13 protein-coding genes are annotated in these 13,362 nt (G+C 73.4%); 4 read left to right on the plus strand and 9 right to left on the minus strand.

The window, feature by feature from the left end; translation table 11 throughout:
• Window positions 1–2: 2 nt before the first annotated feature.
• From I4I81_RS18810 to I4I81_RS18835, 6 genes are all read right to left on the minus strand, one after another.
• Window positions 3–413, minus strand: coding sequence for a VOC family protein (locus I4I81_RS18810; RefSeq protein ID WP_218600802.1), 411 nt, complete (start codon window positions 411–413; stop codon window positions 3–5).
• A gap of 5 nt (window positions 414–418) precedes the next feature.
• On the minus strand, window positions 419–868 hold the full coding sequence (locus I4I81_RS18815) for a helix-turn-helix transcriptional regulator (RefSeq protein ID WP_218616226.1): 450 nt from the start codon (window positions 866–868) through the stop codon (window positions 419–421).
• 241 nt (window positions 869–1,109) lie between these two features.
• Window positions 1,110–2,504, minus strand: a complete 1,395-nt coding sequence (locus I4I81_RS18820) for a phenylacetate--CoA ligase family protein (protein ID WP_218600800.1) — start codon at window positions 2,502–2,504, stop codon at window positions 1,110–1,112.
• 37 nt (window positions 2,505–2,541) lie between these two features.
• Window positions 2,542–3,348, minus strand: a complete 807-nt coding sequence (locus I4I81_RS18825; protein ID WP_218600799.1) for an SDR family NAD(P)-dependent oxidoreductase — start codon at window positions 3,346–3,348, stop codon at window positions 2,542–2,544.
• Entirely contained in the window at window positions 3,348–4,121 is a 774-nt protein-coding gene (locus I4I81_RS18830) for an SDR family NAD(P)-dependent oxidoreductase (protein WP_218600798.1), read from the minus strand. Before I4I81_RS18830 ends, I4I81_RS18825 begins: the two co-directional genes overlap by 1 nt.
• On the minus strand, window positions 4,121–5,230 hold the full coding sequence (locus tag I4I81_RS18835) for an LLM class flavin-dependent oxidoreductase (protein ID WP_218600797.1): 1,110 nt from the start codon (window positions 5,228–5,230) through the stop codon (window positions 4,121–4,123). The genes I4I81_RS18830 and I4I81_RS18835 overlap by 1 nt, the downstream gene beginning before the upstream one ends.
• Window positions 5,231–5,387: 157 nt before the next feature.
• Between I4I81_RS18835 and I4I81_RS18840 the strand changes: the two genes are divergently transcribed.
• Genes I4I81_RS18840 through I4I81_RS18850 form a run of 3 tightly spaced genes read left to right on the plus strand, consistent with a single transcriptional unit; the run spans window position 5,388 to window position 8,124 of the window.
• Window positions 5,388–5,759, plus strand: a complete 372-nt coding sequence (locus I4I81_RS18840) for a Zn-ribbon domain-containing OB-fold protein (protein ID WP_218600796.1) — start codon at window positions 5,388–5,390, stop codon at window positions 5,757–5,759.
• Complete coding sequence (locus I4I81_RS18845) at window positions 5,756–6,886, plus strand: thiolase family protein (protein ID WP_218600795.1); 1,131 nt, start codon at window positions 5,756–5,758, stop codon at window positions 6,884–6,886. The genes I4I81_RS18840 and I4I81_RS18845 overlap by 4 nt, the downstream gene beginning before the upstream one ends.
• On the plus strand, window positions 6,883–8,124 hold the full coding sequence (locus tag I4I81_RS18850; protein ID WP_218600794.1) for a cytochrome P450: 1,242 nt from the start codon (window positions 6,883–6,885) through the stop codon (window positions 8,122–8,124). Before I4I81_RS18845 ends, I4I81_RS18850 begins: the two co-directional genes overlap by 4 nt.
• Before the next feature lie 9 nt (window positions 8,125–8,133).
• Here I4I81_RS18850 and I4I81_RS18855 read toward each other — a convergent pair whose 3' ends face one another.
• The 3 genes from I4I81_RS18855 to rox form a co-directional block, all read right to left on the minus strand.
• Window positions 8,134–8,910 carry an SDR family NAD(P)-dependent oxidoreductase gene (locus I4I81_RS18855; RefSeq protein ID WP_218600793.1) on the minus strand — a complete coding sequence of 259 codons (777 nt, stop codon included), beginning with the start codon at window positions 8,908–8,910 and terminating at the stop codon, window positions 8,134–8,136.
• Window positions 8,907–9,551: a TetR/AcrR family transcriptional regulator gene (locus tag I4I81_RS18860; RefSeq protein ID WP_218600792.1), complete on the minus strand. Its 645-nt coding sequence runs from the start codon at window positions 9,549–9,551 to the stop codon at window positions 8,907–8,909. Before I4I81_RS18860 ends, I4I81_RS18855 begins: the two co-directional genes overlap by 4 nt.
• A 121-nt stretch (window positions 9,552–9,672) precedes the next feature.
• Complete coding sequence (gene rox, locus I4I81_RS18865; RefSeq protein WP_218600791.1) at window positions 9,673–11,103, minus strand: rifampin monooxygenase; 1,431 nt, start codon at window positions 11,101–11,103, stop codon at window positions 9,673–9,675.
• Between the two features lie 356 nt (window positions 11,104–11,459).
• On the opposite strand from rox, the gene I4I81_RS18870 reads away from it, so the two are divergent.
• Window positions 11,460–13,349 carry a S9 family peptidase gene (locus I4I81_RS18870; protein ID WP_218600790.1) on the plus strand — a complete coding sequence of 630 codons (1,890 nt, stop codon included), beginning with the start codon at window positions 11,460–11,462 and terminating at the stop codon, window positions 13,347–13,349.
• Window positions 13,350–13,362 lie beyond the last annotated feature (13 nt).

The raw sequence follows: 13,362 nt of genomic DNA on the forward strand, positions 1-13,362 counted from the left end.
GATCAGTTCACCTCGAAGATGCGGATCATGTTGCCCGCGGGATCGCGGAGGGCGCAGTCGCGGACGCCCCACGGCTGGTCGGTCGGTTCCTGGACGACGTCGGCGTCGCCCGCCTGCAGCTTCTCGAACGTGCCGTCGAGGTCGGTGGTGGCCAGGTTGATGCCGGCGTAGGTGCCCTTGGCCATCATCTCGGAGATCACGCGGCGCTCGTCGTCGGTGACACCGGGGTCGGCGGCGGGCGGGTGCAGCACGATCGACGTGCCGGGCTGGCCGACGGGGCCCATCGTGAGCCAGTGCAGCCCGCCGTACTCGACGTCGTTGCGGAGCTCGAAGCCGAGGGTGTCGCGGTAGAAGGCCAGCGACGCCTCGTGGTCGTCGTGGGGGAGGAAGCAGTTGTAGATGCTGAGGTCCATGGCGATCACGCTAGGTGCGGCGCGGCGACCGGTGCTTCTCGATTCCTGACCGGTCGCGTCACCTGCTTCGCGACGCACGGGGACATGCCCTCCGTCGCGTTCCCCTCCTCGCGCCGGTAGACGCTGGGGGGCACCCCGACCAGCTCGGTGAAGCGGGTACTGAACGTGCCGAGCGACGAGCAGCCGACGGCGAAACAGACCTCGGTGACGTTGAGGTCGCCGCGGCGCAGCAGCGCCATCGCGCGCTCGATGCGCCGGGTCATCAGGTAGCTGTACGGGGACTCCCCGTAGGCCTGCCGGAACTGCCGGCTCAGGTGCCCGGCCGACATGTGCACGCCGCGGGCCAGCGCCTCGACGTCGAGCGGGTCGGCGTACTCCCGGTCGATCCGGTCGCGCACGCGCCGCAGCCGTGCGAGGTCGCGCAGGTGCTGCGCGTCGTCCGGTCTGCCGGTCACCCGGGAGATCGTGCCACGTCGGGCAAGCGACGGGCCCGGCCGAACCTGCCGGCCGGGCCCGTCGCGCCCGCATCCACGCGACGCTCGCCACCCTCCCGGTTGGTACCGACCGGGGAGCAGCTCCGTAGGCGTAGTGCTCCGTCAACGCGCCCGACCCGTCCGGGGATACACCGTCCGTCCCATCGACATCACATCGTGTACGCGTAGCCGGATCGTCACGCTGCGTCGATCATGGCTCCGCTCAGCGACCGGGCCGCTCGTCGACGACGCGGCGGGCCTTGAAGGTCGTCTCGGGCAGGGTCCCGGGGTCGAGCAGTTGCACCGGCACCCGGATCGCGACCGTGCGCCGCAGGGCGTCCTCGGCCCGGCGGACGATGTCGGCGCGCCGCGCGTCGCCGTCGGCCGGGGCCAGCGCGTCCAGCTCCGTGACGGCCGGGTGCCCCAGCTCGGCCTGGACCGTCAGCTCGTCGAGCGCCCCGGCCCGGCTCACCCGGATGCGGAACTCGGGACCGAGCTCGGTGACGGTGCGCAGGCCGGTCTCGATCGCGCTGGGGAACACGTTGGCCCCCCGGACGACGAGCATGTCGTCGAGCCGCCCGAGGATGCCCTCGGGCAGGCGCGGGTAGGTGCGCCCGCACGGGCACGGGTCGGTGTCGAGGTAGGTCTCGTCGCCCGGGGCGAACCGGATCATCGGCTGGGAGTCGCGCCACAGGTGCGTGTAGACGACCGCGCCGCGCCGCCCGACCGGGATCGGGACGTTGAGGTCGGCCGCGTCGACGACCTCGGTGAACACCTCGTCGGTGTAGAGGTGCGTGCCGGTGCCCTCGGTGCAGCCGACGCTGGTCTGGAACGGGTACATCTCCGAGGTCGAGCCGGCGTCGGCCGCGGTGGCGCCCCAGCCGTCCTCGATGATCTTCCGGGTGCCCGGCAGGCTCCCGCCGGGCTCCCCGCCGACGAGCAGGTGCCGCACCGTGTTGCCCCGCAGGTCGATGCCCATCTTCTCGGCCACCGACAGCAGGTGGATGCAGTAGGACGGGGTCGCGCTGAAGATCGTCGACCCCAGACGGTCGATCAGCTCCAGGTGCCGCTCGGAGTCGGTGATGCCGAGCGGGAACAGCGTGGCGCCGATGCGCTCCGCCCCCTGCACCACGCCCCAGCCCCCGAAGAACAGGCCGAACGGGAACCCGACCTGCACGATGTCGTCGGGCCGCACGCCCGCGCACCACTGCGCCATCGCGTGGACCTCGCCCGCGCGCTCCCAGTCGGTGCGCGACACCGCGTACATCGTCGGCACGCCCGAGGTGCCCGACGACCCGTGGATGCGGGCAATCTCCCCGGGCGGCACCGGACGGCTGTAGCTGCCGAACGGCGGGTGCTCGCGCTGGTCGGCGACGAGCATCTTCTTCGTGATCACCGGGACCTTCGTGGTGAAGTCCTCGATCGCGCGCACCTGGTCGGGGTGGAACCCGTGTGCGTCGTAGTGCCGGCGGTAGAACGGCAGCTCCGCGTAGACGTGGTGCAGCTGGTGCTGCATCCGCGCCAGGATCACGCGGTCGCGCTCCGCGGGCGCGAGGGTCTCGCGCTCCTCGTCCCAGTAGCGGGGGAAGCCCCGCGGACCTGCCGTGCTGCTGCCCATGTGCCGTTCCTCGTTCCGTTCCCGGTTCCTCGTGCCGTCAGGGGCGGGCGACGAGGCCCTGCGCCTCGGCCACGTCCCAGTAGGAGTGCAGCCCCCGCACGTGCTGCCCGCCGTCGACGGGCACGAAGTGTCCCGTGATCCGCCCGGCGGCGGGCGAGAGCAGGAACAGCGCGACGTCGGCGATGTCGGAGGGCTCCTGGTGCCGCGGCGGCGCGACCAGCGTGCGGTCCAGGAACTCCTGCCCGATCCGCCCGACGGTGAACCCGGCGCCCAGCGGGGTGTTGACGGTGCCCGGCCCGATCGAGTTGGCCCGGATGCCGTGGCGCCCCAGCTCGCCGGCGCAGACCTGGGTGAACTGCATGATCCCGGCCTTGGCCGCGCAGTAGTGGCCCAGGCCGTCGGTGGCCGCGACGGCGTTGAGCGAGGCGATGTTGACGATCGCCCCGCCCGAGCCCGCCGCGATCGCCTGCCGCGCGAACGCCCTCGTGCACAGGAACGTGCCCTTGAGGCAGGTGTCGACGATCAGGTCCCAGTCGTCCTCGGAGGTGTCGACGACGAGCGACAGCGACGCCGTACCCGCGTTGTTGACCAGGTACTGCGCCGGGCCGTAGCGGTCACCGGCGAGCGCGAAGGTCGCCTCGACGTCGGCGGCGACGGCCACCGAGCCCTCGTACCAGGCCAGGCGGTCACCCCCGTCCAGCTCCTCGGTGGCCGTCTTGATGTTGTCCGGCGAGACCTCCAGCGAGACGACGTTGGCGCCGTCCTCCAGCAGTGCCGCCGCGATCGCCTTGCCGATCCCGCTGCCCGCGCCGGTCACGACGGCGGTCTGTCCGGAGAGGTCCATCAGCCGGCGCTCCCCTTGGCGTTCCAGCCGCCGTCGACGGGCATGGCCTGCCCCGTGCAGAAGCTGGCGTCGTCGGAGAACAGGAACGCGGCCGCCGCCGCGATGTCCTCCGCCCGGCCCAGGCGCGGGATCATGTGCGCCGCCACGAAGTTCTCGCGCATGCCCTCGGTGATGCCCGCCAGGATGGGGGTGTCGATCGTGCCGGGGCAGATGCAGTTCACCCGGATCCCGCGCGGGCTGTACTCCATCGCCACCTGCTGGGTGAGGCTGACGACCCCGCCCTTGGCCGCGGAGTAGGCGGCCAGGTTCTCCAGCCCCTTGAGCGCCGCCATCGAGCCGATGTTGACGATGCTGCCCCCGCCGCCGTCGAGCATCCGCGGGATCGCGGCCTGCATGCCCAGCCAGACGCCCTTGAGGTCGGTGCCGATGACGTGGTCCCAGCCCGCGTCGTCGAGGTCGACGACGTTGTCGGGGCCGAGCGTGTTGGTCACGCCGGCGATGTTGCCCAGCAGGTGCAGGCCGCCGAACCCGCCGACGGCCTCGTCGACGAGCCGCTTCCAGTCGCCGCGCTGCCGCACGTCCATCGTGATGTGGACGGCGCGGCCCCCGGCGGCGGTGATCTCCTGCGCCGTCGAGTCGTCGTCCTGCAGGTCGCCGATCACGACCGCGGCGCCCTCGGCGGCGCACCGCAGCGCGACCGCCCGGCCGATGCCCTGCACGCCACCGGTGATGACGGCGACCTTGCCCGCGAGCCTGCTCATCGCCGCCGCCATCAGGCGATGCCGAGCGCCACGTTGGCCATGCGCTGGCGACGGCCCATGCGCTCGCGCGCGGTGAACTGCGGCGTGACGTAGCGCGCGAACAGCTCCAGCGAGCGGTTCCACTTGTCGGTGGTGACCCAGTCGCGGCAGTTGATCAGCAGCGTGCCGAAGCCGCCGGTGGCCTCCTCCATCTCCTTGAGCTGGCGGATGCAGTCGTCCGGGCTGCCGATGATCCAGGGGATGTTGTCGGCCATCCACTCGAAGGTGAGGTCGGGGTCCTCCATGCCCTCGCCCTTCTTCATCAGGGCGCCGAGCCCGAGCCCGAGCAGGTAGTCGTAGGAGCGCTTGACGCCCTCGCGGATGTCGCGCATCGCCTGGTTCTTGTCGTCGGTCACGTAGACCTCGCGCACGACGCGCCAGTTCTCCCGGGTCACGGCGGGGTCGATGCCCGACGCCGCGCCGGCCTCCAGCATCGCCTTGCCCATGCCGACGAGGTCGGGGGCCAGGTCGTAGGTGCCGTTGTCGATCGGGGCGAAGTGCACGCTCAGCGGCTTCCAGCCGTTGGCGCCGCACTTGGCGTAGTTGTGCAGGCCCGTGAGGCCGGCGATCGCGAACGGGGGGACGTCCTGGTACGGCCCGACCTGGAGCTGGCGGTTCTCGTACTTCCAGTACACGCCCTCGTAGGTGACCGGGTCGTCGGACGTCAGGAGCTGCCAGATGATCTCCAGCGCCTCGTTGGTGCGCGGCGCGGCCTCGGAGGGCTCCAGGCCGAACAGCGCCTTGTCGGTGGGCAGCCCGCCGCCGCCGAACCCGTACTCCAGGCGGCCGTGGGTGAGGTGGTCGAGGAACGCGAGGCGCTCCGCCACCATGAAGGGGTCCTGGTAGGGCAGGTTGACGACGCCGGTGCCGAGGCGGATCCGGCTCGTCACGGCCGACGCCTTGGCGATCATGTACTCCGGGACGGGCACGTTCTCGTAGCCACCGGTGTGGTGCTCACCGATCCAGAACTCCGAGAACCCGAGCCGCTCGGCCTCCACGATGGCCGCGATGTCGCGGTCGTAGGACAGCGTCCAGTTCTCGATCGGCGGGTGCTCCGGCATGGTGAAAAAGCCGAACTTCATCGATCGGTCCTCCTGAGTCAGGTCCCACAAGTACAAACCGCGGTTCGGTAACAGCGGTGCGAGTAATGTGGCCTGGACCACCCGGACTGTCAAGAGTCGACGTCGATGCGCCTGTCGGCCTGTTGATAACTGGACCCACGTTTGCTTACATGGCGGCGTGACGCACCCAGCCCTCGCCGACCCGCGACCCGTGGTGCAGACGGGTCCCGACGGCCTGCACCGCGTCGCCGGACGGCTCTGCCCGGCGTGCGGCGGGGTCGCCGCGTTCGCCTGGCCGCGGTGCCCGGCCTGCCGCGGCGAGGTCGGCCCGGCCGAGTTCGGCCCGGACGGCACGGTGTGGAGCGCGACCGTCGTCCGCATCCCGGTGCCCGGCCGGACCCCGCCGTACGTGCTCGCCTACGTCGACCTCGACGACGGCCCGCGGGTCCTCGCCCACCTCACCGGCGACGCCGCCCCGCCGATCGGCGCCCGGGTCCGGCTCACCGCACCGTCGGCCGACGGCGACGTCCGGGTGGAGGTGCTCGCGTGAGCGCCGTCGCCGTGCACGGGGTCGGCACCTCCCACTTCGGCCGCCAGCCCGAGCGCGACCTCGTCGGCCTCGCCTTCGACGCGGTGCACGAGGCGTTCGCCGACGCCGGTGTCGACGCGGTCGACGCGGTGTGGGTCGGCACCGTGTTCGGCCCCGCCGGGGTCGCGCAGCGGGTGCTGCGGGCCATGGGCGTCACCGGTGTCCCGATCGTCACGGTGGAGAACGCCTGCGCCAGCGGCACCACCGCGTTCGCCGAGGCCCACGAGGCGGTCCGCACCGGCCGGTACGGCCGCGTGCTGGCTCTCGGCGTCGAGCAGATGAGCACCGCGTTCGCCGGGGCCATCACCCCCGAGCCCACCGACCCGGAGGGCCGCTCGGGGCTCGCGCTGCCCGCCCTCTACGCCATGGCCGCGGCCCGCTACCTGCACCTCGGCGCCGTGACGCCCGAGCAGCTCGCGGCGGTGTCGGTGAAGAACCACGCGCACGCCCTGCACAACCCGCGCGCCCAGTACTCCGGCCGCCACACCGTCGAGGAGGTGCTGGCCTCGCGCATGATCGCCGACCCGCTCACGCTGCTGCAGTGCTGCCCGACCTCCGACGGCGCCGCGGCCGCCGTGCTCGCGCCCGCCACCGGCGGGGCCCGCGAGGTGGCCGTCCGCGGGGTCGCGATGCGCACCGGCGCGCCGTGGAACCACGCCTCACCGCACGTCTGGGGGCACGACGTCGTCCGCGACACCGCCGCCGACGCGTTCGCCGCCGCGGGCCTGGCCGGGGCGTCCGACGTCGACGTCCTGGAGGTGCACGACGCCTTCACCATCGGCGAGATCGTCACGACCGAGGCGCTGGGCCTGGCCCCTGCGGGCGGGGGCGGCGAGGCCGCGGCGGCCGGGGTGACCGCGCTCGGCGGGGCGCACCCGGTGAACCCGTCCGGCGGCCTGCTGTCCCGGGGTCACCCGCTGGGGGCGACGGGGCTGGCCCAGCTCGCCGAGATCACCTGGCAGCTGCGCGGCGAGGCCGCGGGCCGCCAGGTCGAGGGCGCCCGCATCGGCGTCGTCGAGACCATGGGCGGCGGCGTGTCCGTCCTCGACGGCAACGCCTGCGTCGTCGCCGTGTTGGAGGCACCGTGAGCGCGTCGATCGACCTCGCCCGCGCGGACCTGCTCGGCGACGACGCCGTCCGCGACCCCTACCCGCTGCTCGCCGCGCTGCGCGAGCACGATCCCGTGCACTGGAGCGAGAAGTACCGGTCCTGGTTCGTCACCCGCTTCGACGACGTGTCCGACGCGCTGCGCGACCCGCGGTTCTCCTCCGACCGCATCTCCCCCTACCGCAGGGCCAAGCTCGACGGCCCCGACGCCGACCCGGCGGTCCGGGCCGCGTTCGGCGTCCTCGAGGACTGGATGGTGTTCCAGGACCCGCCCGACCACACCCGGCTGCGCAAGCTGCTCAGCCGCGCGTTCACCCCGCGCGCGGTCGACCGGGTGCGGGCGCGGGTCGTCGACGTCGCCGACGAGCTGCTCGACGCCGCACTCGCCGCCGGCACCGGCACGACCGACCTGATCGCCGACTACGCCTACCCGCTCACCGCCGCCGTCATCGCGGAGATGCTCGGCGTGCCGCGGCGCGACCACCCCCGGTTCAAGGACTGGTCCGACCAGATCACCGGGCTCGTCTTCGGCGGCATGGGCGACCCGAACCGGCACACGGCGGGCGCCAACGGCATGGCGGAGCTGACCGAGTACCTCACCGGCCTGGTCCGCGACCACGAGCGCGACCCCGCCGACGACCTGCTGTCCGCGCTGATCAGCGCCCGCGACGACGACGACGCCCTGAGCCAGGACGAGGTCATCTCCACCGGGGTGCTGCTGCTGTTCGCCGGCCACGAGACCACGACGAACCTGATCGGCAGCGGGCTGCTGGCCCTGCTGCGCGACCCCGGGCAGCGCGCGCTGCTCGCCGCCGACCCGGCCCTCGTCGGGGGTGCGGTGGAGGAGCTGCTGCGCTTCGACGGGCCGGCCAAGACCGTCGCCCGGCTGATGGCCGACGACGTGGAGCTGCGCGGGCGCACGCTGCGCCGCGGCGAGCGGGTCTTCCTGTGCCCGTCGTCGGCCAACCGGGACCCGGCCGTGTTCGAGGACCCGGACCGGCTCGACATCACCCGCCGCCAGGGCCGACAGCTGGGCTTCGGCGTCGGGATGCACTACTGCCTCGGCGCGCCGCTCGCCCGGCTGGAGGCCGCCGTCGCCATCCCCCGCGCGCTGGAGCGGCTGCCCGGGCTGCGGCCGGCCGAGGACGAGCTGCGCTGGCACCCGGTGCTGCTCTCGCGCGGGATGCTGCGCTTCCCGGTGGTGTTCGACCGGCCCTGACCGCTCCGGTCAGTGCATCGTCCACCCGCCGTCGACGCACAGCGTCGCGCCGGTCATGTACGAACCGGCGTCGGAGGCGAGCAGCAGCAGCGGGCCGGCCAGCTCGTCGAGTCGTCCGACCCGGCCCAGCGGGGTGCGGGCGACGACCGCCGCGAGCCCGTCATCGCGGGTCAGCAGCGGCGCCGTCAGCTCGGACTCGAAGAACCCGGGCGCGAGCGCGTTGACGCGGATGCCGTGGCGGCCCGACCACTGCTGGGCGAGGTCGCGGGTCAGCCCCAGCAGCCCGGCCTTCGACGCGGAGTACGCGGCCTGCGGGACGTCGCCCGGCCCGAGGCCGAGCGCGGAGGAGATGTTGACGATCGACCCGCCCACCCCGCGGGCGATCATCGACCGCCCGACGGCCGCCGCCATCCGGTAGGCGGCGAGCAGGTTCACCTCGATCAGCCGGGCGGCGCGGTCCGGGTCGTCGCGCTCCGCCCGGGCCGCGTAGCCCGTCCCCGCGTTGTTGACCAGGACGTGCACGCCGCCGAGCTCCTCGGCCGCGGCGACGAGCGCCGCGCAGTCGTCCGCGGCGGTCACGTCGGCGGCGACGGCGACGCACCGGCGGCCCGCCGCGAGCACCGCCTCGCGCACCGTCGCCAGCTCGGCGGTGCGCCGGGCCCCGATGACGACGTCCGCACCGGCACCGGCGAGCACCCTCGCGAAGTACGCCCCGAGTCCCGACGACGCCCCGGTCACGACGGCGACCCGGCCGTCGAGCCGCCAGGCGGGAACGGGGTCGTTCACGGGCGCGTGGGCGCGGCGGGGGCCGGCCGGGGCGACCGGTTGAGCGCCCGCATGCTGCCCCCCGCGATCAACCCGCCGAGCGCCATCGCGAACAGTTCGTCGGCCAGCTCGAGGTCCTCGACCTCGCCGCGGGGGGTGAACCAGTGCTGCATCCAGTCGAGCATGCCGACGATCGCGCGGGCGACCGTGCGCGGCTCCGCGGCGAGCGAGAACTCCCCCGACGCCGCCCCCTCGGCCAGCAGCCCCTCGACCGCGGCCATGTAGCGCCCGTCCATCTCGCGGAACTCGGCGAACTTCGGCGACTGCACGACGTGGCCGAGGTGGCGCAGGTAGACGAACGCCGCCGGGTACCACTCGCTGAAGATCCGGACCTGCATCCGGATCAGCTCCTGCAACCGCACCGTCACGCTGCTGTGCGTGTCGGCCCGCAGCAGGTCGAGCTCCGCGAGCAGGGCCCTGGCCGGCTGTTCGACGACGGCGAGGAGGAGCTCCTCCTTGCTCCCGACGTAGTTGTAGATACTGCCCTTGAGGATGCCGACCCGCGCACCGATGCTCTCGAGCGTCGCGTTCTCGTAGCCGTGCTCGCGGAACTCCTCGCCCGCGGCGAGCAGGATCTCCGGCCGGCGGCTGGGACGGGGCATGGACGGCTCCTCGGTCGGGAACCGCCAGCGTACCCAAACGTCAGGTCGGTCTACACGACCGAACGCCTCTCGCCGCGCCGGATGCCGCGCATGGAGGTCCTCTTTCCCGAACGTCGGTCGGCTACCCGGCCGGCACCCGGTCGCCGAACCAGCGGCCCAGCCGGTCGTCCAGCTCCTGCTGGTCCTCCCCGACCCACACCACGTGGCCGTCGGGCCGCAGCAGCGCCGCGGGCACGTCCGGTTCCGCACCGCCGTCGACGACGTGGTCGACCCGTTCCGCCCAGCCCCCCACCGCCAGCCGGCCGGTCCGGTCGAGCAGCAGTCCGCGGCCGCCGTGCATCCGCCCGTAGAGGCTCCCCCGCGCCAACCCGACGTCACGGAGCCGGCGGCCGACGAGGGGATGGTCGTCGCCGAGGTCGTAGCGGATGCCGATAGCGATGATCTTCTCGGTCAGGAACCGGTTGACCTCCTGGAACTCCATCAGCTCCGACAGCAGCCGCCGCACGGCCTGCGGCCCCGGCTCGACGGACATCAGCTCGGTCTGGGCGCGCACGTTCGCCAGCACGTCGGCGGCGACCGGGTGCCGCTCGGAGTGGTAGCTGTCCAGCAGCCCCTCCGGCGCCCACCCGTTCGCCTCGGCGGCCAGCTTCCAGCCCAGGTTGAACGCGTCCTGGAGGCCGAGGTTGAGCCCCTGCCCGCCCACCGGCGGGTGGACGTGCGCGGCGTCTCCGGCGAGCAGCACCCGGCCGGTCCGGTAGCGCTCGGCCAGCCGGGTGGCGTCGCCGAAGCGGGAGAGCCAGCGCGGGGAGTGCACGCCGAAGTCGGTGCCGGCGACGGCGCGGAGCCGCCGCGCGACCTCGTCGAGCGTCGGCGGGGTGCGGTCCCCGGCCAGTCCCTCCGCGGGCACGACGACGCGGAACACCCCGTCCCCGATCGGCCCGACGCCGAACCACCGCCGCGTCCTCCGCACCTCCGCCACCACCGCGGCCACCGTCTCGGGCGGCACGCCGACCTCCATCTCCCCCAGCAGCGTCTCGATCCGGGTGGCCTCCCCGGGGAAGCCGACGCCGAGCAGCTTGCGCACCGTGCTGCGCCCGCCGTCGCAGCCGACGAGGTAGCGCGAGCGCAGCGTCGAGCCGTCGGCCAGCTCGACGGACACGCCGTCGTCGTCCTGGGCGATCCCGACCAGCTCGCACCCGCGCCGCACCTCCGCCCCGACCTCGGCGGCGTGCTCGGCGAGCAGCCGGTCGGTGACGGGCTGCGGGATGCCGAGGACGTAGCCGTGCGCGGTGTCCAGCCCCTCCGGCGCGGGCGCGGTGATGCCGGCGAAGAACCCGCCGACCGGGTACCGCGTGCCGTGCTCGAGGAACCGCTCCAACAGCCCCCGCTGGTCGAGCACCTCGATGCTGCGCGCGTGCAGGCCCAGCGAGCGCACCACCCTCGTCGGCTCCGCGTCCCGCTCCAACACGACCACCCGCACGTCGTGCAGCCGCAGTTCGGCGGCCAGCAGCAGCCCCGTCGGGCCACCGCCCGCCACGATCACGTCAATCATCGATTCCCCCGTCTCCCCAGGTCCTGGGCATCGGCGGGAGAGTCTGCGGCACGACGGGGGTCTTGCCGCAAGACCCCCGGTGCGCTATACGTTGGAGGAGCCGGAGAGTGCGGCGTACGCCCCCGGTTCCCAGGTCGGTCCGCCGCCGGGACGGCCGAGGCGCCCGATCCCGATCCGGCACTCCCGCACGCGGTCGGCGCCCGGGCGGTCGCCGAGCCGCCACTGCCGGTCGTCCCGGCCGCCGTCGAGATCACCGACGGTCCTCCGATCGTGTGGAGCTTGACCGTGCCGCAGCGGCACGGTGTTCCGTGGGGGTCGCAGCACGGTTCCACCCCCGACACCGGACCGGAGTGATCATGCCCGCCCTGATCGACCTCGACGACCTGTTCGCCGACCCCGAGTTCGCCGCGCCGTCGCTGTCCGCCGACGGGACGCGGATCGCCTACCTGGCCCCGGCCCACGGGCGGCGCCAGGTCTGGGTGCGCGGCATCGACGAGACCCACGAGGACGCGGTGTGCGTCACCCGCGACACCCGGCGCGGGATCACCACCTACTACTGGACCGACGACCCGCGCCGGCTGCTGTACCTGCAGGACACCGACGGCAACGAGGACTGGCACCTCTACCGGGTCGACCTCGACACCCCGGACGAGCCCGCCGTCGACCTCACCCCGATGGGCCCCGGATCGCGCGTGTTCGCCGCCGACACCGAGACCACGGTGCCCGGCACCGCGATCGTCTGGATGAACCCCCGCCCGCTCTACGTCGACGTGTTCCGCATCGACCTGGCCACCGGCGAGACCACCCCGCTGGTCGAGCGCACCGACCCGTCCGAGTTCTTCCTCCTCGACCGCGACGGCGCGGCGACCTGGTTCATCTCGCGCGCCGACGACGGCACCCACGAGGTCTTCGCGGTCGACCGCGACACCGCCGAGCGGCGCCTGCTGCACCGACTCGGTGGCCCCGAGCACCCGATGGGGGTGTTCCTCCTCCCCCTTCCCGACGGCAGCGGCGCCCTGCTCGGCGACTACCACGGGTCCGACGACCTGTGCCTGGTGCGCCTGGACCGCGACACCGGCGGGCGGACCGTCGTCGCCGCCATGGAGGGGCACAGCCTCGACACGCTCAGCTCCGTCGCCGACACCCTGCCGCCGACCGTGTTCGCCAGCCGGCGCACCGGCGAGGTCATCGCCGCCCGCTTCACCGGCGACCGGCCACAGGTCGTGGCGATCGACCCGCACTTCGCCGAGATCCAGACCGCTCTGGAGCAGCTCACCGACGGCGTGCTGGGCTGGGTGAGCTCGGATCTCGACGAGCAGCGCTGGGTCGCGACCTTCATCCACGACCGCGAACCCCCGACGACGTGGTTCTACGACCACACCAGCGGCGACGCCCGCCTGCTGTTCCGCGACGGGAGCCGCGACCCCGCCGACAACCCATCGACGACCGCGGTCCGGTTCCCGGCCCGCGACGGCCTGCCACTGCACGCCTTCCTCACCCTGCCGGTCGGCGTCGAGCCGCGGAACCTGCCGCTGGTACTGCTCGTGCACGGCGGGCCGTGGATGCACGACACCTGGGGCTACACCGCGGCGGTGCAGTTCCTGGCCAACCGCGGCTACGCCGTGCTGAAGGTGAACTTCCGGGGGTCGACCGGCTACGGGCGCCGGCACCTGACCGCGGCGATCGGCGAGTTCGCGGGCGCGATGCACGACGACCTGATCGACGCCGTCGAGTGGGCGGTCGCGCAGGGGTATGCCGACCCGGACCGCCTCGGCATCGTCGGCGGCTCCTACGGCGGCTACGCAGCACTCGTCGGGGTCACCGTCACGCCGGAGAGGTTCGCCGCCGCCGTCGACTACGTCGGCATCTCCGACCTCGCGAGCTTCCTGTCCGCGCTGCCCCCGTTCGTGCGGGCGAACATGACCAACAACTGGATCGCCTACGTCGGCGACCCCGACGACCCCGAGGCCCTGGCCGACATGCGCCGCCGGTCGCCGGTCACCCTGGTCGACCGGATCCGCACCCCGCTGCTGGTCGCCCAGGGCGCCAACGACGTCCGCGTCGTGCAGTCCGAGTCCGACAACATCGTCGCCCCGCTGCGCGCCCGCGGTGTGCCGGTCGAGTACCTCGTGGCGCAGGACGAGGGCCACGGGTTCGACAACCCGGAGAACCAGGTCAGGCTCTTCCGCGCGATCGAGCGGCACCTCGCCGCCCACCTCGGCGGGCGCAGTGCGGAGAGCACCTGATCCACGTCATCGC

This window comes from Pseudonocardia abyssalis, from assembly GCF_019263705.2.
Taxonomy (GTDB): domain Bacteria; phylum Actinomycetota; class Actinomycetes; order Mycobacteriales; family Pseudonocardiaceae; genus Pseudonocardia; species Pseudonocardia abyssalis.